Raw genomic sequence first — 23,459 nt, forward strand, 5'->3', positions numbered from 1 at the left:
TTGTTCAATTTGAGTAAGCCTTCCTCGTGCGAGCGGAGGGTTTAGTCGAAAGGTGTTATTTGGAAAATAAATAATAGAATGCTTGGTTCTTGGTGACCAAACATTTTCTATAAACACACTAGCACCCGTGTGTTGCCACATACACTCTGCACATTGTGAGTCAGTCGAACTGCTAGAGTTAAAAAATAATCGAAACCCTTGAAAATGGATTATTGACGGCAATTTCAAGGGTTTTTTTTATATTGTGAATTGAAATATAAGCGAAATTTCAAGTGTGTTTCAGAGTTATGAATATTTTGATTTATTTTGTAGTGAAAGCAGTTTCTTGTATGGGGAAGTATATCAAATGCAAATACAATAGTTAATAGACAAAATTTATAAATCACTTCTTTATAAAATATATAAATCTGATAATTTACACTTGCTTATCGAATTTAATGTATACTTTAGATATCCTATAAACAAGTAGGAAAGTCTTTTTTTGGGAGATATATGATGAAATTTGATTGTTTAATTGTTGATGATGAGATCGCTTTAGCTGAAACAACTTGTGAATATTTTAATATGTTCGAAGTTAAAACTGCATTTGTGGTTAGTGCAGAGGAGTGCAAGCGTTTTTTGGAAGAACATGAACCATCATTGATTCTTCTAGATATCAACCTCGGTAATGAATCGGGGTTTGATTTATGTAAAAAATTGCGTATAACAACGCAGGTTCCGATTTTATTTATAAGTGCTCGCTCTAGTGATGACGATGTTCTAATTGCGCTTAACATAGGTGGGGACGATTACATTCAAAAGCCATATACACTAAGTGTTTTACTTGCAAAAGTAAAAGCAGTACTCAAAAGATATGGCAGTGGTTCTAGCAACCAGCAAGAAGTTTTAGAGTTTGGACAGATCCAAATTGATACACAACTTCATCGTGTTCGAGTAAAGGGTATTGATATTCAACTAAAAACGATGGAATATAAACTTCTCTCGTACTTGGCAAAAAATAAAAATCGTATCATCACAAAAGACGAACTGTTTCGAGAGGTATGGGAAGATTCCTTTGTAGGGGATGGAACTCTAAACGTACATATTCGACATTTACGCGAGAAAATTGAAGAGAATCCAAAGGCCCCGCAATTTATAAAAACGGTATGGGGAACAGGATATGTATTAGAGGATATCCAGCAATGCGAATAAAACTTCTAATTGTCATGTTTTTGGTTATCTTTGCTACAGGAATTACTTTCCCAATCATCATGGTTAACAATAAAAATATTTCAGAAGTGAATCTTGTAGCCATTAATGAAGTAGTTAAAATCGTCGAAAAAAATTGGGGAAACATTAATAAAATAACAATTGACGACAGCGACTTTAAACAACCACTTACTATTATAGATAATTTAGAAAACGTAATATATCAAACACCTGGTACTCAGTTTAATAATATATACGATGCTATCCAAAATAGAGATTCGATTGTAGATGTGATGCAAAATGATGCGGTTGTAGGGAAGATTATTATCCATGCTAACGATAAAGAAATGGTGCAAACAATGAAAAAGGAACTGGTTACATCCTTCATTTTAATAGTTGGCCTCGTAATGATTGTTAGTATTATTTATTTTTTCTATATTTATAGAACGTTATTGAAACCTTTTCAGCAGCTTCAACATTTCGCGGCGAATGTTGCTAGAGGTAATCTAGATATTCCTTTAAGTATGGATAAGAACAATTACTTTGGCGCATTCACGGAAAGTTTTGATTTATTACGTGAAGAACTTTATGCTGCTCGTCAAAGAGAGTATGAATCCAACCGTAGTAAGAAAGAGCTTGTAGCCACTATTAGTCATGATATTAAGACACCTATTGCTTCGATAAAAGCTTTGAGTGAATTAATGCTTATACAAATAAAAGATGAAAAGATGATTAAGCACGTTAATACAATCAATTCAAAAGCAGAGCAAGTTAACTTACTTGTTACGGATATGTTTCACGCTACTTTAGAAGAACTACAACAGTTAAATTTAACAGTATCTGAGGAATCGAGTGAAGTACTTGTTGAAATGATTGAAAATGTCAATTACTATCATCAAATCGTTTATGATCCAATTCCACCTTGTATAATTTTAACCGATCCCATACGTTTGCAGCAGGTAATTGATAATATTATTAGTAATTCATATAAGTATGCAGGAACAAGAATCTCGATTAAGTCTAAAATTATTCAGGATTATCTTGAACTACATATTCAAGATTTTGGACCGGGAATTAGCGAAGAAGAATTGCCTTTACTGTTCAATAAATATTACCGAGGTAAAAATGTCGAGGGTAAGAATGGTTCTGGACTTGGTCTCTATATATCGAAGTACTTCATGGAAAATATGCACGGCCAAATTTATTGTTTTAATCGAGATGACGGTTTTACCGCGCTATTGAAAATAAAGCTTGTTGGATAATTAAGGATTAATTAAGAATTGCATAAAGATTTAATAAGAATTCATTTTGTATGATAAGACTGTAATCTTCATTACGGTCTTTTTTCTTTGGGTCGAAAAAAATAATAAGGGAAGAGTGGCAAATTTAATTATGACAAAGATAATTATTAAAACGGAAAAACTGTGTAAAACTTTTTCTAGCGGTGGAATTCAACAGCATGTTTTGAAAAATTTAGATATAAGTTTAGTTGAAGGGGATTTTACAATCATAATGGGTAGCTCAGGATCTGGGAAATCTACGTTACTTTACGCAATGAGTGGGATGGATAAACCAACATTAGGTGAAATCGATTTTGCTGGAAAAAGTATAGCAAAATTAAACAACGATCAGTTGGCGATATTTAGAAGAAACAATTGTGGCTTTGTGTTTCAACAAATATACTTACTAGACAATATGAGCGTACTCGATAATGTTCTGGCTAGTGGTCTTTTAGTAAATAAAAATAAGCGTGAACTCGTACAAAAAGCGAAAGAATTATTATTACAAGTAGGAATCAATGAAAATGCATGGTCTAAATTTCCGACACAGCTTTCTGGTGGTGAGGCTCAACGAGTGGGGATTGTTCGTGCATTGATTAACAGTCCGAGGATCCTTTTTGCTGATGAACCAACGGGTGCACTAAACTCTGCTTCTAGTGAAAGTGTGTTAGATGTTTTAACAAATGTAAACCAAAGCGGGCAAAGTATTGTCATGGTCACTCATGACATAAAAACAGCATTGCGCGGCAATCGAATTTTATTTTTACGAGATGGTGTCATATGTGGTGATTTACAGTTAGGTGCATACAGTGAACAAATGAATCTTGAACGGCATGAAAAGCTCCAACATTTCCTAGTAGAAATGGGGTGGTAAGGTGAAAATCATGAACCTAGCTATGGCGAATATTAGAAAAAGTAAATCTGCTACCGTGTCTTTATTTATATTCATTTTAGTTGCTGCGCTACTTCTTAATATTGGCTTAATGGTCATTACTCAACTAAATCCATTTTTTGATCAGAAAGTCGAACAACTAAAAGATCCTCATACAATAATCATGATGGATGATGGAAGCTATGATCCAAATTATAAAGAATTCATAACGAACTATTCTGGGGTGACAGAGACAGAAACAGAAGAGGCTATCCTCATGAACATTGCCAAATTTAATTTTGGTAATAGTGAATTAACTAGTAGTACTGTTATTTTTAATGCAGATGCTACTCGTAATATTGGGGAGTTGAAGTTAGTTGAAAAGCTAAATACTTCAAGTGCTAATGATATTTTTATTCCTTACATTTTTAAAACAAATGGTGGCTATGAGTTAGGTGATGACTTTACTTTTCACTATCAAAACAAGGAATATGACTACCGTATTGCTGGATTTTTCGAAACAACAATGATGGGTATAACCAACGTTGGCGTTATGAAATTCATGCTGCCAGCCGCTCCCTATCAAATATTAGAAGATGAATTAGACAATTTATCAAAAGGATATACCATATCTGCATTGATGGAAGACTACACACAATCTACAAAGTTACTTTATGATTTTAACAAGGAGTTTCCTCAATCAGCATCAGGAGAAACAACCTCATATTTTTGGGGATTAGACATTGAAATGGTGAAAAATGTGAGCATGTTGACCATTAATATTATCGCTACAATATTGGTAGCTTTTTCAGCCATTATCGTTATTGTTTCGTTAATTGTTATTAAGTTCCGTGTTTCTAATAATATTGAAGATGGACTGGAGAATATTGGAGTACTAAAATCAATTGGCTATACAAGTAGGCAAATTCTTTCATCTATTATACTTCAGTATATTTTAATTGCACTTAGTGCTAGCGTGGTAGGAATTGCATTGTCATATTCTCTTATGCCATTGATAGGAAGTATTATCTCAACTTTATCAGGATTAATATGGAATCAGAGCTTTGATATGATGGTTAATTTAATTAGTATTTTCATTGTGGCGGCTTGTGTTGTAATCGTCACATTAGTATCGGCCTTTCGTGTACGAAAAATTCTACCTGTTGCGGCACTTCGCGGAGGTATCCAGACACACAGCTTTAGAAAAAACCACATTCCTTTAGAAAAAGCGAGGGGCGGTCTGCATTTTTTACTTGCTATTAAGTCAATGTTGGCAAATGTGAAGCAAAATATAATGATTTTAATAATCGTTATGTCACTAACTTTTGCTACTGTCTTTTCAGTCGTGCTGTATTACAACATTGCTTCAGACAAAACCGCATTCGTTAACTTATTTGGCGCAGAACCGGCGAATGTGATGATATCTGTTAAGCCAGATGCAGATACAGGTGAACTTTTAAGTGACATTGAACAAATGGACCAAGTAAGGAAGGTAAATATATTCGATCTTATTCCAACAAATATTGATGATCAAAGCGTATATACGACTGTTACGAATCATTATAATCAGTTGGAAAATAATGTTGTTTACGAGGGTCGCCAGCCAAAATATGAAAATGAAATATCGATCTCATGGGTAGTAGCAAGTCAAATCAATAAAGGAATTGGCGATACGGTTGACGTAGAATATGGGGCGGCAACAGAAAAATATTTAATAACTGGTCTTAGTCAATCAATTGGTAATTTAGGATATATAGCCGCAATAACGATAGATGGCATTCAGCAATTACAACCAGATTATAAAGGTGCTACACTTAATGTTTATTTAGATGGAATATCGAACAAGGACTTTATAAAAATTGTTCAAAAACAGTACGGAGATTATATAGTTGAAACATTAGATATTGATGAAAATATAGAAAGCCAAACAAGTATGTATATAGATGCAGTATTTGCTGTGATGGTAATCGTTTTGACAATTACTGCTCTAGTAGTTGTACTGATTTTATATCTAGTCATTAAAACAATGATTATAAAGCGTAAGAAAGAGTTTGGCGTAATGAAAGCAATTGGTTATTCAACGATTCAACTGATGAATCAAATATCTATCAGTTTGCTACCTATAATCATTACAGGTGTTGGTATTGGTGGTTTGTTAGGGATATTCTTCACTAATCCTATGCTTTCTGTATTACTTTCAAGTGCAGGTGTTAAACGTTTGGAATTTACCATTCATTTACCGATTATTGCAATGGTTTGTGTAGGAATCCTTATTTTATCCTTTATTGTTTCAATGCTTGTATCTTTAAAAATCAAGAAAATATCTGCTTACGGTTTAATTACAGAATAATGGGGATCAAAAAATTAGGTATAGTTTTAGTATTAAAAATAGGATAGATTTCACTGTGGCAAGGAACGTACCTATTCTATTTTCTTATAAACCCACCTAAATCTCATGTGTTGCCACATACACTCCGCACATTGTAAGGCTGTTGCGTGGTTGGAGTTAGTGTGATGTAATTAAAGATAGCTGTGCCGAAAATCCGGTTTTCATTGGGAATTTCGGCACAGCTTTTTGTATTGTAGTTAATTATAAGAATTTTTTTGCATCCGGTGCAAATAATGCTAAAAATAGTAAATGCGAATAGTACATTTACTATTTTTGAATAGGTTTATTTTTAGTTTTCGGATAACCGATCAGGATGGCAATGACTCCGCAGACACCTACTAAAATGGAGTAATACGAATATTGCATGATTAAAATAGGGGAAATGCCGGCGATACTGGCAGCTGCTAAAAATTGTGCACCGTACGGAATTATACCTTGAACGACACATGAAAAAATGTCGATGATGCTTGCTGATTTACGTGGCTCAATATCGTATTGATCGGCAATTTTTTTTGCTAATGGCCCAGCAATCATAATTGCAATCGTATTATTGGCGGTTGAAAGGTCGGTTAAACCAACTAAACCTGCCATTGCAAATTGCGCATCCTTTTGCGACTTAATTTTACGCGTTGCGATATATACGATAAAATCTATCCCGCCATTATGCTTAATAACCTCAACCATACCGGCAATTAACATCGCTAAAAACGCCATTTCAAACATATTGCTCATACCGTCACCAATTGCGCTGATAAATGTCATCACCTCATAACTACCATCAATTAAGCCAATAGTTCCAGCGAGGATGATCCCACTTGCTAACACTGTAAAGACATTTACTCCAATCAAAGCAAAAACTATGACGAATAAATAAGGAATCAATTTGTACCAATCAAAGCTAGCATGTGTCACTTGGGCTGTGGAATTTAGCGTCAAAAAGGCTAAAATAACACATGTGACAATTGCTGCGGGTAACACGATGAAAAAGTTAACTTTAAATTTGTCCTTCATTTCTGCTCCTTGTGAGCGTACCGATGCTATAGTTGTATCCGAAATAAATGATAAATTATCGCCAAACATAGCCCCACCAATAACAGTTGCCATTAATAGCGGTATTGAAAGTCCTGTTTGCGCCCCAATCGCTAAACCTATTGGGGCGAGGGCAACAATCGTTCCAACTGAAGTGCCCATTGCTAAAGATATAAAACAGGCAATGATGAATAAGCCAATAACTAATAAGTTTTGTGGCAAAATGGAGAGTGCAAAGTTTACGGTTGCTTCAATAGCGCCCATTCCTTTTGCGGTTTCCGAAAATGCGCCGGCAAGTAAGAAAATGATCACCATTAACATGACGTTCGAATTCCCAGCGCCGGTCGTAAAGATTTCAATTTTTTTTGTGATTGTTTCTTTGCGGTTCATAAAAAGGGCAACTGCGCTAGCAATCGAAATGGCAACCATTACAGGAAATGCATAAAAGTCATTTAATACAATTCCTGAGCCGATAAATAAAATTAAAAATACAACAAATGGAATTAATGCCCATGGATTTCCTTTTTGCATTTTTTCCTCCTTTAAGTAGTACGCAACAGTTAACATACAAATAAGGGCCTCTTCTAAAATTAATAAGAAGAGGCACCACATATGCTAGAGTGCATTTTATTTATTGAGAAAATTTTTGTAGGGCTGAGCATGACATCTACTACTTCATTGCGAAGCGTTCATTATGGCCATCCCACAATAATCATGATAACAACAATTTAATATTATGAAATAATCCTTAGAATATAAGAAAATCCGTGTTAAGTCAATTTGTTTGTTATTTTAGAATAATATAAAAATACGGTTTATTTGGGACTAAAATAGAATTTGACAACTAGATGAGTTAAATTCATAATTCTAATCCCTTTGGTATCAAGGGCTTTCAAATAATAAAAAAGGGTACCCGATATGGGAGAGGGCATAAACACCGCGTTTCAAAAAATGAAAGAATGGAGATTAGAGTCCCTCGAATTATTGAAGAAAATAATGATGTAAAGGTTACAATTTCTCAAACATCTCTAGCTACTCTCTGAAGAGACCACTTTATAGTTTCTAAAAACACATGCCATGATAAGCAATGCGCAAGCACGTGATCAAACTGGAGTCAGATCTGAATAGTAAATCCAGCAGCACCCCTGTGTTACCACATATACTCCGCACCTTGTGAAACGGTCCCTGGTTGAAATTTATAAAGAATTACAAGTTCGAATTTCATTAAAGGAAAGATCCCCAACAAAAATTCAATCTTTATATGTGAATAAATTTGAAGGGAATATTATAAAACCAGTAAAAACGTATTCAACATTTGTAGTTTTTATGTTGAAAGTTTACAAGAACTGAGCCGATTGCTATATTAAGAGTTAATACCGAAAAATGGTAAATAAAGAATGGGGAAAAGGGGTTTGAAAATGGATGTAAGATACCCAATTGGAAAATTACAAGTTCCTGAAAAAGTAACATTTGAAAATGTTCAAGAATGGTTAAAGCAAATCGAAACATACACAATTCGACTAAGAGAAACTGTTGATTCTTTAAGTGATGAGGAATTAAACAAAACTTACCGTGAAGGTGCATGGACAGTTCGTCAACTTGTACATCACATTGCAGATTCTCAGTTGAATATGTATCAACGTTTGAAGCTGGCTTTAACAGACGATAATCCAACAGTTCCAGCTTTTGATGAAGAAAAGTGGGCTGTTCAACCAGATACAGAGCTTCCTGTAGAAAGTTCTATTAAAATGTTAGAGGGTATAAATGAGCGTATCGTATCTTTAGGACAAAGTTTAACTGAAGAGCAATTAGATCGAGTATTTACTCACCAAACAAACGGCAAAATAACAGTTTCAACAAAAGTTTCAAAATTAGCTTGGCACGAAGAGCATCATTTAGCCCATATAAAATTGGCATTATCAAAATGATTAAACTTTAATATATAAAACTAGCATCGATTTATTTTATATTAGGTGAGTCTACTACGTCTTTAATTCATATACACCACCCTCACCACTCACCGCATTGTGAAGCGGTCGCGTGGTTGGAGTTTTCATAATATACCTGGTGCACACGTAATTCGTAAATGGTTCCGAGAATATAAAAACTTTACTATATAACTTGAAAAAGTAGATATATTCAATCCCGACCCTGATTTTCTTGCAAATAACTTTTGCGAAATTGGGGTCTTTTTATATGGAACTTAATTGAAAAATACCTCGTGTTCAGCATATATGATTAGTACACGGATTTATCCATCCGTTTCTTTTCTAGGAAAGGAATTACTTGTATTGATTTTATATCATGAAGCCATTCTATGCTTATCACCGGTAATCAAGTGGTTATTTATGGGGATTTCCAGAAGTTTCGCGACTTTTTGGAGGCCTTAATTTTATAGCTATTTTAAGGGAATTCAGATAATAAAACTTCATTTTAACTCATGATAAAATATATTGTCAATAATAAATTTGTAAAATTATTAAAAAATGTTATAATAGTCTTACAATTGTTTTTTTTAATCGTATTTCGAATTCCGCTGTCCTTTTTTGCAGATAGAATTTGAATACGTTTTTTTAATATCTTTTTTTTAGCCGAAGAAAAAAATTAAAACAGTTAATAGGAGCTTTAAAGGAAGTTAGTTGAATAAAATTATTAATTTACTATCCAATAGTAATCGAGTTTTTATCCCATAAGGAGGACTAGAATAATGAATCTAATCAATAAGAAAGTTACACACAAAAGTTTTGGCATGGGAAGTATAGTTAAACATAATGATACTAGTATTGAAATACATTTCGCATCGGAAAATAAAATGTTTGTTTTCCCTGATGTTTTTGGAAAGCACCTAAAACTACATGATAAAAGTGATGCTAATTCACTTGAAAAAATAATACAAAAAAAGGAAATGGAACGAAAGGAGGAAGAAAGGAAGAAGGAAGAGGAAAAAAAACTACAACGAAAAAAACTGGTACTTCGCTGGGAACACGAAAAACTTATGAAAAACCATAAACTTCATCCCGAATCACAAATGGTTTTTTGGTGTGACACAGAAGAACAGAATAGTTCTTTTTCAGAGTGGAAAGTTTTTTCGGGTGTATTAAAAAGTGGTAATAACAAAGGAAAGCCAAACAAGCCGAGCCGCTTGCACCAAAATAGTGCTGTCCTATTAACAGCAATAGATTCCGGCATGCCTGAAAAAGACAGACGTATCTTAGGTGTCTATATGGTGCATGAAGATTTTATCGGTAAGCTTTGTGAAGATGGAAATATTCCTGCTCATTCAAAATACAGAATCCAACTTACAGAACAGGAATCGGATCAGCTGCTTTTCTGGCAATATTATATAAATGAAAAATCCCCCGACAAAATGATATGGAATACAGGTAAATACCGTTATTTTGATAATTTATGGATGGCTCAAATTTTACTTGATATAGTTTCGTTGAAAAATAACCCAGAAGAACGAGAACTGGCACAACAATTTTTAAAACATTTTTGTAAAATGAATCAGATAACAGTTCAAGATTTACCAAAGCCTAATGGTGCATTAATGCGTATTTAAACGTTAGCCCAAAGATAATAAGAATGACAGGGGACTGACATGTTTTCCTATCTATCACTAATGCCGAACTGTGCCGGGCTCTGTTTACTAATAAATGTGTGGAGTTAATATAATCATTTATAAAGAACGAATTCTTATTAAAGGGATTCGTTCTTTTGGTATTGAAAAATGAATAATGATATTTTTTGTTGAATTCATTGAGCTAACGAAGTAGGGCTGTAAAAGAAGGGAGTAAAGTGATATTAAAACATAAAGTACCTTGTAAGTTAAGTTACTTAATGTAGGGGGGGACTTTAATATAATAAGAAACAACCAAATATAACCAAAACCACCAACACTCAGTGTTGCCACTTACACTCCACACATTGTGAAGTGGTCACTTGGTTGAAATTAGTGTAATTTGTAAATAGAGAACGAATTCTGTAAAAGGGACTCGTTCTTTTTTACTAAACGAAGGGTGCTTTACTTCAATAAGGAATAAAGCTATTTTTTCTTATTTAATTTAAAGCAGTAGATCAGTTGAAGATAAATATTTTAACTTGTTCCACAATCGGGCCAGATTGTGGAATAACAATCTTTTAAGAACTGTTTCCAAACGACGCTTAATGTAGCAGTTTATTTAAGAGTATTGTTTTGAATTAGTAAATTTGTAATAATTAAATAAAGGGGAGAAAAAATGATTTGTTAGGTGGTAATTGTTCGTGTCGGAATTTTTTGCAAAGTTAATTTTAGTGTCATCTATTTATGGACTTTTTCTATTTTTAATAAATAAATTTTTTAGAAAATGGCTTAATGTTGAAAAGAAAAAAAAATTCTCCTATAACTATGTAAATGATAAACATAAAAAAATTGATTGGACCCTTAGAATTATTTTTATTTTCTTTTTGTTTATCAGTTTTTTCATTAACGTCAACCGTGAACCTTTAAATCACATTTGGTTTTTAGAGACGCATATCCTTTTCTTTGTTGTTATTGTTTTAACTGAAATAGTTAGAGTAATTATGGAGAAGAGATATGCAGAAAACAAGAATGATTACCTTTTTTCGGCTATTCAATTAATGGTAACATTAATATTTTTACTTTTGCTGTTTTCGACTAACTTTTTTGGATTGTTTGGATGATAAAAATTATTTATTCAATAATAAGGCGGTTTTCCGTAATAGGGAAAGCGTCTTTATTCATGGAAAGGGCCAGATTGTTGAATAACATTCTTTTATGAAATGTTACCTAACGAGGGTTTGGGAAGGTTTGTACTTAAAGCTAACGCGTGGCAGGATGCAACATTAAAAGTTTGAAGGGGAAATATATTTTGTACCGAAATGAACTTTAAACTATTAGTTTTAGGGGGAATGGTATGCGAGAAGATTATAAGAATATTCGTGGGAAAATCGTACACGGCAAGACTCCTGAAGAAAGGTTTAAAGAAGTGTATGGAATAACAATTGAGGAATGGACAGCAAAAGTAGAAGAAAAACTTAAAGCTCAAACAGGAATGAGTTCAGAAGAATGGTATATAAAACAAGTAACTTCTTCAACACCAATTGATTATCTTAAAAGACGTAATGGTAACGTATCCGAGAATGATGTCGAACTAGTGAAAGATTTACAAACAATGGGTTTAAACGATGGCGTCATAAATGTACTACTAGATTATGTTGGAGTTGTTAGTAGAATAGGCTTTGTTCACTCTTTGGTAAAAGAAATGGGTGAACATTGGCTCAAGGAAAATATCTTAACAATTGAAAGTGCAAAGGTCTTTGTTAGGGAGAACTGGAACAACTAAAGTATTCAAAATAAATTCTCCAACATAAGATTTTATCTTGAATTAACGGGGGCAACAAATAGTTCAAAAGTGCCCAAACACCGCTTTGGGGGCTTTTTTTATTTAACTAATGACGTAGTTTAATTGAATAAGGATTTTTCCTTTTTGTTGAATCACTTTACTTGTTTAAGGAGAGGTATCAAATGATGAATTTATAATTATTGGAGGGGCTGAGAATTTTACTTTGGTATAATAATTAGGTGAAAGAAATCAAAATGATTTGGTTAAAGAAGGAGTTTGGATTATTGATGGGAATGAGAACAGTAATACTATTCTTAGCAGTTTTATTTTTAGCTGCTTGTGACAATAACGAGATTCGGTACGATGGGAAATTATTAAATATTGCAGTTATTGGTGAAAGTCCAGAGGTGGAAAATGAAAAGATTCATTTTGAACAATTGTCGTTAGAACAATTTAAAGAAGATCCCCCTAATGTCGTTGGAAAATTTGATGCTATTATGGTCACACCTGATTCGTTTGAAGCTGCATCAGATGATACATACGTAGATTCCTATCAAACCTCTGAGATGCCAATCAGCTTTTTCAATTCTAACAAAAGACACTTTCCGTTTGTTAGAGATGGGTTTACTTATGAAACAGCAGATTTCGATACATTAGATAACGGTTCTCATACGACGATTTATTTATATAATTTTAGTGAAAATAAAGAGGATGCTTGGTTCTTTTATTTAGATAATCAAAAGGATTTAAATGAATTATATACAGAGGTGTTCCAAAAAGTTGAAACACTATAAAATGAATAAATTAGTTTGAAAAGAAATCCTATTAAGCTAACGAAGACTTTAGTGAAACAAGGATTTATAACGTATACATAAATAAACCTAATAACGTTCCCAAACTCAAGCTTGGTAACATTCCAAACAGCGACAAGTACTGTTAAATCAGTGTTTGTCGCTGTTTTTATTAGAAAATAACGCTCTGAGACGCTGTGAGAAATTATTTTAAAGAAGACTGCTCGATCCACTTGTTCTGAATAGCGGTAACATATAAATAGAATCTCAATGAAAAGTACCCAAAGGAAACTTTGGATACTTTCCACTTTATGGTACAATTACCGCTATTAGTAATTTTTGAGGGAGAAGTCATCATGAGAATTTATAAATTAGCTTGTATAGGTGCATTTATTATACTCTTATCAGGGTGTAATGCATTTTCAGCTCCAACAGAAGAACCATCTTTAAAAGAAACTCCAGATGAAGTGAAAGAAGTTGTAAAAAAGGAACTTGTAATCTTAGATGTCGAGACGTATATGGAAAAGTACGAAGACCAAATGGGTGGTTATCAGTCCTATCTAATTATTGATGAAGAGGTTGCGTCTTATAAGGGTTCAAGTGAAACGTACTTTTCTTATCCTAAAGAGGTGCCATTTAAAATATCTTTAACCAATTCTGGTGCTGAAAGCTTTCTATTCAGGGTTTACAATGTGGATGAACCAAACATCGCAATCACAAATGGTGTGTTAAAACGGAATGAAATTTATGAAAAGGTTTTTCATGGATTACCTGAAGGGGCCTATGTCATCTCTTATCTAATCGAAGAGGAAAAGACGCCCGATGATATACAATTACAAGTCAAGGTAGAGTTACTTCCTTGGGGGAATTGAATTTCTTTGAGATTCTTTTAATTGCATTAGTACAACAAGGATTTATAACGTATACATAAATAAACCAAATAACGTTCCCAAACGCAAGTTTGGAATGAGGCCGGAATCCAAGAAATGCTGTTAAACCAACATTTCTTGGTTTTTCCTTTGAATATTGTTTAAACAGCTTTTTATGTAAATATATAAACAGAGCTACGATAGTACTTTTCGAGATTATGCAGAGTGTGTTATCTGAATAAAAACCTGTATATTTGACGCTTTAAAACTGCATTTTTTAACGTTCCTATATATTAACTACAGGGGCTATAGTTGAAAAAACGATATTCCACAATCGGGCGCATTTCTTTAATAAGGAATGCGCCTTCCTACATTAAAGGGCCATATTATTGAATAACATTCTTAAAAGAACTTTACTAACGTTTGTTGAAATATTTCCTTTAGCTTTTATATTTAAGTGGTGAGTTGTATTTATATAGTAAAATGTCCTATGTAATTTAAGCGGGTTATGAAGAAATTTTATAAATTATATTGACAAAACAATTTTTAAGTGTAAAATGAAAAACAATTCAAAAATATTTGTATAGAACAAAGGCTATGAAAAGAAATAGTATCAATTATTTTTACGAACAGAAAGTTACCGGTTGATGAGAGGTGCATGTAAAACGATTGTGAATTCATCTTGGAGCTGTGTACCGAAAAGATCATATCTAAGTAGGCTACGCCGGTGAGCACCCGTAATCATGTGCGAGAGTATCGTCAAATGACCGTACTTCTTAAGGTAAGTAATGTGAATTACTTATAAATTAAAGGTGGTAACACGAGTTGAATCGTCCTTTTGGTTAATCCAAAAGGGCGTTTTTTTTATGTCTTTTACGCAAACAATTTGGGAATTTAAAGTTTGAAGGAGAAAGTAATGATGAAGCAAACGATGAAAAAGTGTTCATTTAAATTTCTGCTGTTGCACCAGTAGCAGTTATTACGAGCTAGATGATTATTCTGATTGTTCAATTGAACTTCAGAAAGTCTAACGAAGGAAGAAATTGACGGTCTAAAATTCAAAATTCCGTTATTCCTAATTACTACATACTATTGCCACTGTATGTTGGATACAAAGTAAAAAATGTTAAAGATGGTTAAATTACTTCTCTTTTTTTTATCACTACGATGAATTATCTAAAAAATTAGAACGTTAGAAAGAGGCAATAAATATGAAAGATTTTTTCAGTAAACTATTAAACGGTATGAGTATCGCCATTGTTTGCGCAATCATACCAAATGCTCTATTAGGTGAAATATTAAAACTACTTATTCCATCTTTTCCACCTCTTCAGCATTTATATGATGCAACTGTTATTGTCATGAGTATGTTACCAGTTTTAGTTGGTATTTTAGTTGGAATGCAATTTAAGCTTACTCAGATCCAAACTGCAAGTATCGGTCTTGCTACTGTAATTGGAAGTGGTGTTATTAGTAAGACGGCTGATGGTATATTTACTATTGGAGGAATTGGCGTTGTAATTAATGCCGGGATTACTGCTGCTTTAGCAGTATTATTTGTCCGCTTAATTGGTACTGGGGTAAAAGAATACTCTATTTTATTAATTCCGATGCTAACTGTAGCCATCCCTGGTATGATCGGTTTTAATATTTTACCTTATGTTCAAGGGACTGCTAATTTAGTTGGCGATGGTGTAGCATATTTAACAAATCTACAACCTGTAGTAATGGGTGCATTAATCGCAGTTGCATTTGGGATCATTATCCTTTCTCCAATTTCAACTGTAGGTATTGCAACTGTTATCATACTTTCAGGAATTGGCTCTGGTGCTGCAAATTTAGGAATTGTAGCAGTTGGAATGGGATTATGTTTTGCAAGTTATAAAGCAAATTCCCTTGGTACAGCTTTAGCACATGTTTTAGGATCACCTAAAATCCAAATGCGTAATTTCTTCCTTAAGCCTGTAATTGCCTTACCTATGTTAATTACTGCGGCAATTCTTGGTGGTTTAGCAGGAGTTCTAAATGTACAGGGTACACCTTACAGTGCAGGATTGGGTTTAGCTGGATTAGTTGGTCCTTTGAACTTTATTAATCTAGCAGATGGCGGCTGGAATGCAACGAACATTACTATTATGTTAGGAATGTTTTTAATTCTACCTTTACTTTTAAATCTATTTTTCATCTACTTATTTAAAAAGAAACTTAAACTGGTTCAAGATACGGATTATAAGCTAGATTTTGAGTGATAAGTTGTATGAAGTAACAATATGGGGATAAAACCCCAAAAAACATTTTTCTTGTTGTGTGGAAACTTGAGTTCCGTTACGGGATCATACACCCGGAAAGGCACGAATATTGTTAAATCAACGTTCGTGCTTTTTTGCGAGTAATATTGTTTATACAGCTTTTTATACAACGCTATATAAACATAGCTACGATAGGACTTGTCGAGATTTTGCAAAGTGTGTTATCTGAATAAAAATCTGTATATAGGGACAATTTATTAACGCTGTATACCTGCACTTTTTTATCGCTCCTATACTTCCATCTGGTCCAGTACTTTTCACCAATCCCTTAATCTATTATAGAAACTAAGCAAGATGTGAAATCAAAAAACTACATCCAAATGGATGCAGTCTTATTTTTTTTTAAGCAGTGTATCCCCAAGAGGGATTCCAACCACAACAACCAAAACCGTTAGAATTACCAGGGCATCTAAAATATAATACGCAACTTGATCGAACATCGTATCTCTCCTCCTTTTTTAATAATACCTACCTTATATTCTATAATTATCCAAATTTTCTGTCAAAAAGTCAAACTAAACTAAAAAACACAAAATTATTTGTGCTTTTTATAATATAGTTTACTTCATTACAACGTATGTATGCAGTCGTCACTTTTTATATTTTGCGTTCTTCAACAATAGGGAGCGATTGTTAAATAAGCTTCGCTGTTCTTCTTAAACACCCATGAAAGAACGTAATACTCTTTCATTTTCTGTGGTGTAGTGCTGGTTTTGCGCTACATGGATGGCTAACGGGGTGATATACTTGAAGATCCTTAAGTTGCATAGGCAGCTCTTATTTCTCCTTGAGATTCTAGGACGCACAAAAAGAATCGACACTTGGCCGATTCTTAAGAATTTTATAAAGTTACAGATTGGAAATTCCAATATTTTGACTGAATCTCTTTTACTTTATCTACATACTCTTTCTGAATATCAAACAATTCATCTGTAGGGATTGTATGCAGCGCTTGAGCAAATGGATCTTCTACTTCTGTCTTAATACCACTCATTGCCTCGACAATAGCGTGCGAGCAAAATGGTACGTATGCCGTGCTGTATCCACCTTCATGACATGCAACAAATTTGCCTCCACAGTGCTTTTCAGCAACATCAAGCATAAATTGGGCCATCTGTCTAAATCCTTCTGCAGTCACCATCATTCGAGCTAATGGGTCAAAGAGACCTGCGTCCTGTCCAGCTGAAATGAGGACAAGATCTGGCTTAAACTGGTCAGCAATCGGTCCAACGATTTCCTTTAACGCATACATATAGCCTGCATTTCCGGTTCCAGCTGGTAAAGGGATATTAATGTTATATCCTTCTCCTTTACCCGTTCCGATATCTTCTACCATCCCTCGCTCTGGTGGGAAATTTCGATCTTGATGTAGTGAAATGAACAATACGTTAGGGTCATCATAGAAAGCAGATTCTGTTCCATTTCCATGATGGACATCCCAATCAAGAACAAGCACTTTTTCAATGCCTAAATGCTTGCGGGCATACTTTGCGGCAATCGCAACATTATTAAATAAGCAGAATCCCATGCCAAGATTCTCTTCTGCATGGTGACCTGGTGGGCGAGTAAGGGCATATGCGTTATCTACCTTACCAGCTACAACGTCCTCCACTGCAGTAATCGCTCCGCCAGCAGATAAAAGGGCAATTTCATACGACCCTTTTCCAACCAGTGCTAGTTCTCCTGCATCTCCATGACCAATATCACTTAATTCTTTCACTTTATTAATATAGTCTCTTCCGTGAAAGAGTTCGATATCTTCTACAGTCGCAGAACGAGGAGCAATTTGAGTAAGGTGCTTCATTAAACCACTACGTTCCATCAAATTTTTAAAGCGTCTTTTTGTCGCTGGATTCTCTGCGTGACCATCTGATTCAATCCATCCACCGGGTAGCATAAATAACGCTCCATTACCCGTATCATGCCAAAAATAACTTTCATCACATATAAAACCTGTATTTTTCGTCATCATGTCACCATCCCAAATCAATTTGATGTATCTACACTTATAATAAAGCGCTTACAATTATCTGAATATTACCCAGGTGGGTAGTTTTTGTCTGTTTATAGAACTTTTTTAATTATCTACTTTATCAAGAAGAAAAGCATTGAAGCGCCCCCAATACTTATTGGTGGGGCTTCAATGCTATTTATCTCGAGCTACTAATAGTGAAATTTATAATTTCTGAACTAATTGCGTTCTATTTTGTACACTGTATTTTTCATAGATGTTTTGTAAGTGTTTTTTTACTGTGTTAACGGAGATATGCAGTGTTGCTGCAATGACTTGATTGGTCCACCCTTTTTTAACGAGATTTACAACATCTATTTCTCTATTTGATAATAAGCTGAATTCGTTATTATTTTTTTGATGTAAGAGTACAGATGCAATTACATCTGATACTAATTTTAGTGTGTTACTATCTTTTTCTGTAAATTTACATAAATTATTTTTTTGCCCGAGCCCAATCGCTCCAATAAATGTATCTTGATGAATAAGTGCTACGACCATTTCGTCATGATACCCATAACCCTTCATAAACGATCGATAAAAAGGAGAATTTTCGTATTGATTGGGCGTTACAAGGTCATCTAATCGAATAGCTTTTTTCTCAAGAAACAGGTTAACATTCTTTGTAGGGTGCAATAAGTCGTAAAAATGAAAATCCGTGAGATAATCTGTGAGTGCTCTATCGCTTAAATTGTAATTTATCGGATCACTCAAATTTCCATTATTGTCTGCGTACCAAAAAATCGTTTGATCATAACCAAAAATATCTGCTAATTTGTGTTGAATATGTAAACGAACATCTTCTACTGGATATGCAATTTGAGCCGAAAAGTGAATGATCTTCTCATATTCTGTAGAAGTCAAATATTGACTATTCATAGATTACCTCCTTTTAACTACTTCATAAAATAGTATACTTCAAAATAACTGAAATTTGTTAATTTTCTATCATAATAACCGAGATGGGTACTAGGAAGATGATGAAAAAATAGTTAATGAGCGTAGCTATGTATTCAGTGATAAAGATTGAGAATTGTACGCACAATCGATTTTAACCATCCCCAGAGTTCCTACAAACCCAAAACCATCATAATCCTACTATCCAAAGGGCTCACCATCATGAAATTTTTGGGGTGTCAGATTTATGCGGATTTACAACGTTAAAATACACCTAAACCTCGCTCTGGGAACTCCAAAATAAAAAAACAGTAAAATATATATATGGTATTGTTGAAGTGGCGGATACTTCTAATAGTCTACGTCTTGCAAAATTCACCATATAGAAAAGGAGGATGGATTATGATTGTTAAAGTCGGATTTGGTTATGAAGATGATATAGAGTATATGATTTGTCCCGCAATAGTAGGGAGAAATATTAATCAATTACAAAGGGATTTTTGGAAATGGCTATATGATAGAGAGAACCAACATCCTTATTGGTTTGAAGAAGAGGAAGAAGGAAATGTTACATATGGTGTTTCTTATCGGACAGATGCTTTTATTTATTGGCTAAACAAGGTGCGATTTAATAAAGGCAAAAGTGTTGCAAGGTTAATAGAAGTTCCAAAGACATCACCTAAAAAAACAATCAGGTTCTAATGAGGTTAGGGAATCCTCCTATTCAATTGAATAGGTGCGATTTTGGCTGCTTATGATATGTCCCCGAACCACACTTTGGTGAGGGCACTGAAAAACTCTAAACTAGAATTATTTTATAGTACTTTTTTTGCATGAGCACTATTCTACCATGCAAGGATTTTTGCGCGGCGGCGTGAGACTCCTGTTGCTGTCGCTTCGCTTTCGCACAAAAAACATCTGCAGGAACAGCACGAGACGTAAGCCGCAACAAACCACGCGTAGCGAGGGTTACGGCTTACGCTGTGCCCGCGGAAAGGGAACGCCAGAGCGCAAAATCCCTAGGTCATATTTTTGTTAGAGAATTTATTAAAAAAACACTTTTTCAGTGCCCTCCACTTTGGTGACTCTAACGTCGAACACATTAAATTATCATGAATAAAACGCGTAATCTTTTAATAAAAGGAGAGACCTATGACTTTATATTCTGTACTTGTAGCAAGTGAACCTTTACCAACGATTGATTGTACTGGAATTACAGAAATTACAGTGAGAGAGTTAAAAAAATTATATCCAATTACGCAAGAATCACCTGAACAACCATGGCATTCAATGCCTGACGATGCAAAGATTTTACATGCATCAGATGAATCGGCTTTTGGACGGTTGAATATATTTAAATGGGATAATCCCCCCTATGATTTGGAGGATTATAATTATCAACCGTATGTTTACTGTATCGAAGGGAGTTGGAATTCAACGTTTTTAAATGACTTATTAAATTATTTAAGACAATCTATTAAAAAAGAACAAGCTGCTGAATTAATCCGTTTTTGGGCAGGAGAATATAATCAAACCCTGAAAAAAAGACAGATTAATATCGAAGACATTGAACTACATCATCTTGAAAATTTAAAGAATGAAAAATATATTCGTGTCATTTTTGAATAGAATAGAAAATGAGTATTCAATGACCATTACTTAAGTAAATACTTTTAAATACCATATACAATAAACGTTCCCAAATAAGACTTTGTCTACGAAGAAAGCTTTCCAAAACTCTCACTTTGGGAACTTTGTTTTTAAAGTAAGCCGAAATATAAAAATAATGCATCTTTAAGGTACAATTAATAACTAGTGTATTTATCGATTTAAATTTGGAGGTATCTTATATGAAAAAAACATTAGCTATTATTTTTGTTTTATTAATTGCTGCAGCACCGACCATTCACTGGGCTCTTACTAACCCTTCTAATTCATTAGAATTAATGCAGACATTAAGGAATTCAGATAATCCAGAGTCACTGTTTCTTGATTCTAAAAATATCGACTATAAGAGTATTGAATATATTCAAGAAGAATTTAACCCTAATATGATTACACAAATTACATTATTAGAATTTGATGAAAAAACTTACTTAGTTCAAACTACTCCTGGAACGAAAAAAATGAAAATTATAGATATAGAAGAATTACCAAGTGAAATTAGAGGATATTTCATCGAACGAGACTCTAATATATAATTAGATTTATTAATTACATATTTTAAACAAAACTGTATAAAAAATCGTTCCCAAATCAGACTTTGCTGACTCTAGGAGGAAAGCTTTCCAAACCATGCTTTGGGAACCATATAATTACAATTCATGTCTATATTAAAAAACAGAAGTATAATGGAGGCATCATTATGTGGTTAATATTAGGTCTTATTGCAATAGTAGCAACTTTTATAAATCTTTATATGTATACAACAGGTAAAGATTACAAACTTGCGATGGCAATGGGGTTATCATTTACAGCATTAACACTTTGTTCAGAATATAGTCTAGTATCTCAGTGGGTAAAAGCGGAGAATTGGCCAGCTTTATGGGAAGTACCTAATTTTGAAAGGGTATTATGGTTTTTGACATTTGTTTCCACCTTGCTAAATATAGCACCTATACTTTTAGAACTAAAAAATAAAAAATAAAAAATAATTACTTATTGTCGCATCATTTATATAATGTGCAATTATTGTGTAAACCTTTATGTATATGGGTCCCGTCAGATTTATGTGGATTTACAACATTAAGCAAAGAAGTGTCCCCAAACCTCACTTTGGGAAGGTTATACTTACTAACGGAGCAGTAGAGTTGAAGTAAACAAAAAGGAGTGAAGTTAAGATAAAAAGTTATAGAGCATTAATTATTTTTGCAATTGTTCTGATCCTAATCTTTATATACGGTCGTAGTGATGGTAAAAAAGGTAATCAAATAGATTTTGGATTAATAGCAAGTGAAAAAACTTTACCTGATAGCTTTTATAATGTGTCAGATAGAAGGCTTGACTATATGGTTAGAAAAAGTACTAATCAAACCGAATTTGAAGAAGCTTGGAATTTTTATAGATTTGAAAATAAACCACCAAAAGTTAACCTTAACTTAAAGGATATTATTTTTATTGGACTTGTAGAGTCCAGTAATTGTCCCTATGAGATTGATAATGAAAAAATGGATCTAAGTTCAGTCAACCAAGCTATAAAATTAATATTACCGAATCAATATGGGGCTTGTTTTTTAGATGCAATTCCGAGAACATTTGTCATTGAGATTGATAAAGGAATATCTAAAGATATTAAGAATGTTGTAATCGTTGATGAGAGTGGAGAAGAAACAAGTATTCCATTTAAATAATTGTAATGTAAAATGCTTCTTGAGGGGCTTTAGTTAAACCAGGATTTATAAAGTATACATAAATAAAACTATTAACGTTCTCAAACGCAAGTTTGGAATGAGGCCGGAAACCAAGAAATGCTATTAAACCAACATTTCTTGGTTTTTCCTTTGAATATTGTTTAAACAGCTTTTTATGTAAATATATAAACAGAGCTACGGTAGTACTTTTCGAGATTATGCAGAGTGTGTTATCTGAATAAAAACCTGTATATTTGACGCTTTAAAACTGCATTTTTTTATCGTTCCTATACTTCAATTACAGGGCCTTTAATTGAATAACGATCTTCAACAATCGGGCACTTTAGTTTAATAAGCAACAGTAGTAGAATGATAGAGAAAAAAGGACTCGATTCCACTAAATGGGAATCGAGCCTATATAATTAAACCCACCAGCACCTCTCAGCTTCTTTGCTTTTTTAATTTAAACTTTTAAATGGCTAGTTTTATTTATTCAATTCCTTATATAAAATATATTTTAAAGCAGAAATTTCATCTTCAGACAGTTTACCTTCAATTTCGGATAATACTTCATCCTTACTAATTGAACCATTTTGCGCTTGTTCCTGAATTTCAAGTAAACGATTAATGCCCACTTTTTTTATTAACACACGTGTTGCTTCTTCCTTAGTTTGGAAGGGAAGAGTATCCGGATTTGTATTTGCTGCCTCTCTTACAATTTCTTGAACCTGCGAATCGTTCTCTATATAGGATTTTACCTCTTCTAGATTTTCGTCACCTAATGTAGATTCTACTTTTTCAATTATTTTTTCGGAAGCGATATTTGTCCCAAAATGCCACACAGCATAGCCAGCTGCTCCGAATAATACAAGAATTATTGCGGTAATTGTTAAAAACTTTTTCATCAAATCACTCCTGACACTTTGAATATAGCACAATTTCTCAAAAACCACGAAAAAAAGAGGCTTTCAATAATTGGTTTAATTACAATTATTTGAGAACCTGAAGCAGATAAGTTTTCACCCTTATATATAGATAGCATAATTATCTATTGTAGGTACGTTTATATTTCCAACTGGTTACTTGCTCCACAATCGGGCGCTTTAGTTGAAAAAGTTACAGTAGAAGAT

At 33.6% G+C, this 23,459-nt stretch carries 20 protein-coding genes and 1 other annotated feature; of the genes, 16 read left to right on the forward strand and 4 right to left on the reverse strand.

Annotation, left to right across the window (positions count from 1 at the left end; all coding sequences use genetic code 11):
- Positions 1 to 495 precede the first annotated feature (495 nt).
- The 4 genes from ACIQ2D_RS04425 to ACIQ2D_RS04440 all read left to right on the forward strand — a co-directional run bounded on the left by ACIQ2D_RS04425 (position 496) and on the right by ACIQ2D_RS04440 (position 5,689).
- Entirely contained in the window at positions 496 to 1,191 is a 696-nt protein-coding gene (locus tag ACIQ2D_RS04425) for a response regulator transcription factor (protein WP_402859988.1), read from the forward strand.
- Positions 1,182 to 2,450, forward strand: coding sequence for a HAMP domain-containing sensor histidine kinase (locus ACIQ2D_RS04430; protein ID WP_402859991.1), 1,269 nt, complete (start codon positions 1,182 to 1,184; stop codon positions 2,448 to 2,450). The genes ACIQ2D_RS04425 and ACIQ2D_RS04430 overlap by 10 nt, the downstream gene beginning before the upstream one ends.
- 130 nt (positions 2,451 to 2,580) lie before the next feature.
- Positions 2,581 to 3,342, forward strand: a complete 762-nt coding sequence (locus tag ACIQ2D_RS04435; RefSeq protein WP_402859994.1) for an ABC transporter ATP-binding protein — start codon at positions 2,581 to 2,583, stop codon at positions 3,340 to 3,342.
- 10 nt (positions 3,343 to 3,352) lie between these two features.
- Complete coding sequence (locus tag ACIQ2D_RS04440; RefSeq protein ID WP_402860627.1) at positions 3,353 to 5,689, forward strand: ABC transporter permease; 2,337 nt, start codon at positions 3,353 to 3,355, stop codon at positions 5,687 to 5,689.
- 306 nt (positions 5,690 to 5,995) lie between these two features.
- Here the strand turns inward: ACIQ2D_RS04440 and ACIQ2D_RS04445 are convergent, their stop codons facing one another.
- Positions 5,996 to 7,288, reverse strand: a complete 1,293-nt coding sequence (locus tag ACIQ2D_RS04445) for a Na+/H+ antiporter NhaC family protein (RefSeq protein ID WP_402859997.1) — start codon at positions 7,286 to 7,288, stop codon at positions 5,996 to 5,998.
- A gap of 887 nt (positions 7,289 to 8,175) precedes the next feature.
- Between ACIQ2D_RS04445 and ACIQ2D_RS04450 the strand changes: the two genes are divergently transcribed.
- The 7 genes from ACIQ2D_RS04450 (at position 8,176) to ACIQ2D_RS04480 (ending at position 16,011) form a co-directional block, all read left to right on the forward strand.
- Positions 8,176 to 8,685, forward strand: a complete 510-nt coding sequence (locus tag ACIQ2D_RS04450) for a YfiT family bacillithiol transferase (RefSeq protein WP_402860000.1) — start codon at positions 8,176 to 8,178, stop codon at positions 8,683 to 8,685.
- A 779-nt stretch (positions 8,686 to 9,464) separates the two neighbouring features.
- Positions 9,465 to 10,319, forward strand: coding sequence for a malate synthase (locus tag ACIQ2D_RS04455; protein WP_402860003.1), 855 nt, complete (start codon positions 9,465 to 9,467; stop codon positions 10,317 to 10,319).
- Positions 10,320 to 11,020: 701 nt separating this feature from the next.
- Positions 11,021 to 11,440 (forward strand): DUF4181 domain-containing protein, encoded by a 420-nt coding sequence (locus ACIQ2D_RS04460; RefSeq protein ID WP_402860006.1) that lies wholly within the window; start codon positions 11,021 to 11,023, stop codon positions 11,438 to 11,440.
- 233 nt (positions 11,441 to 11,673) lie between these two features.
- A complete protein-coding gene (locus ACIQ2D_RS04465; RefSeq protein WP_402860009.1) occupies positions 11,674 to 12,102 on the forward strand; it encodes a replication initiation and membrane attachment family protein in 429 nt (142 codons plus the stop codon).
- A gap of 284 nt (positions 12,103 to 12,386) precedes the next feature.
- The gene (locus ACIQ2D_RS04470) at positions 12,387 to 12,896 is read left to right on the forward strand and encodes an amino acid oxidase (protein WP_402860012.1); all 510 of its coding nucleotides are present in this window, start codon (positions 12,387 to 12,389) and stop codon (positions 12,894 to 12,896) included.
- Between the two features lie 353 nt (positions 12,897 to 13,249).
- A complete protein-coding gene (locus tag ACIQ2D_RS04475) occupies positions 13,250 to 13,765 on the forward strand; it encodes a hypothetical protein (protein ID WP_402860015.1) in 516 nt (171 codons plus the stop codon).
- A gap of 585 nt (positions 13,766 to 14,350) precedes the next feature.
- Positions 14,351 to 14,603: a binding site (T-box leader), on the forward strand.
- A gap of 370 nt (positions 14,604 to 14,973) precedes the next feature.
- Positions 14,974 to 16,011, forward strand: a complete 1,038-nt coding sequence (locus tag ACIQ2D_RS04480; protein ID WP_402860018.1) for a PTS sugar transporter subunit IIC — start codon at positions 14,974 to 14,976, stop codon at positions 16,009 to 16,011.
- A gap of 901 nt (positions 16,012 to 16,912) precedes the next feature.
- Here the strand turns inward: ACIQ2D_RS04480 and ACIQ2D_RS04485 are convergent.
- Positions 16,913 to 18,040 carry a class II histone deacetylase gene (locus ACIQ2D_RS04485; protein WP_402860021.1) on the reverse strand — a complete coding sequence of 376 codons (1,128 nt, stop codon included), beginning with the start codon at positions 18,038 to 18,040 and terminating at the stop codon, positions 16,913 to 16,915.
- A 207-nt stretch (positions 18,041 to 18,247) separates the two neighbouring features.
- A complete protein-coding gene (locus tag ACIQ2D_RS04490; protein WP_402860024.1) occupies positions 18,248 to 18,961 on the reverse strand; it encodes a LuxR C-terminal-related transcriptional regulator in 714 nt (237 codons plus the stop codon).
- 420 nt (positions 18,962 to 19,381) lie between these two features.
- Between ACIQ2D_RS04490 and ACIQ2D_RS04495 the strand changes: the two genes are divergently transcribed.
- The 5 genes from ACIQ2D_RS04495 (at position 19,382) to ACIQ2D_RS04515 (ending at position 22,329) form a co-directional block, all read left to right on the forward strand.
- A complete protein-coding gene (locus ACIQ2D_RS04495) occupies positions 19,382 to 19,681 on the forward strand; it encodes a hypothetical protein (protein WP_402860026.1) in 300 nt (99 codons plus the stop codon).
- A gap of 450 nt (positions 19,682 to 20,131) precedes the next feature.
- Positions 20,132 to 20,608 carry a hypothetical protein gene (locus ACIQ2D_RS04500; RefSeq protein ID WP_402860029.1) on the forward strand — a complete coding sequence of 159 codons (477 nt, stop codon included), beginning with the start codon at positions 20,132 to 20,134 and terminating at the stop codon, positions 20,606 to 20,608.
- A gap of 221 nt (positions 20,609 to 20,829) precedes the next feature.
- Positions 20,830 to 21,180 (forward strand): hypothetical protein, encoded by a 351-nt coding sequence (locus ACIQ2D_RS04505; protein WP_402860032.1) that lies wholly within the window; start codon positions 20,830 to 20,832, stop codon positions 21,178 to 21,180.
- A gap of 164 nt (positions 21,181 to 21,344) precedes the next feature.
- Complete coding sequence (locus tag ACIQ2D_RS04510; RefSeq protein ID WP_402860034.1) at positions 21,345 to 21,626, forward strand: hypothetical protein; 282 nt, start codon at positions 21,345 to 21,347, stop codon at positions 21,624 to 21,626.
- A gap of 361 nt (positions 21,627 to 21,987) precedes the next feature.
- Entirely contained in the window at positions 21,988 to 22,329 is a 342-nt protein-coding gene (locus tag ACIQ2D_RS04515) for a hypothetical protein (RefSeq protein ID WP_402860037.1), read from the forward strand.
- A 485-nt stretch (positions 22,330 to 22,814) separates the two neighbouring features.
- On the opposite strand, the gene ACIQ2D_RS04520 is transcribed toward ACIQ2D_RS04515, so the two are convergent.
- Positions 22,815 to 23,234: a hypothetical protein gene (locus ACIQ2D_RS04520; RefSeq protein ID WP_402860040.1), complete on the reverse strand. Its 420-nt coding sequence runs from the start codon at positions 23,232 to 23,234 to the stop codon at positions 22,815 to 22,817.
- Between the last annotated feature and the right edge of the window lie 225 nt (positions 23,235 to 23,459).

The sequence above is a fragment of the Lysinibacillus sp. NPDC097287 genome (genome assembly GCF_044761695.1).
Classification (GTDB): Bacteria; Bacillota; Bacilli; order Bacillales_A; family Planococcaceae; genus Lysinibacillus.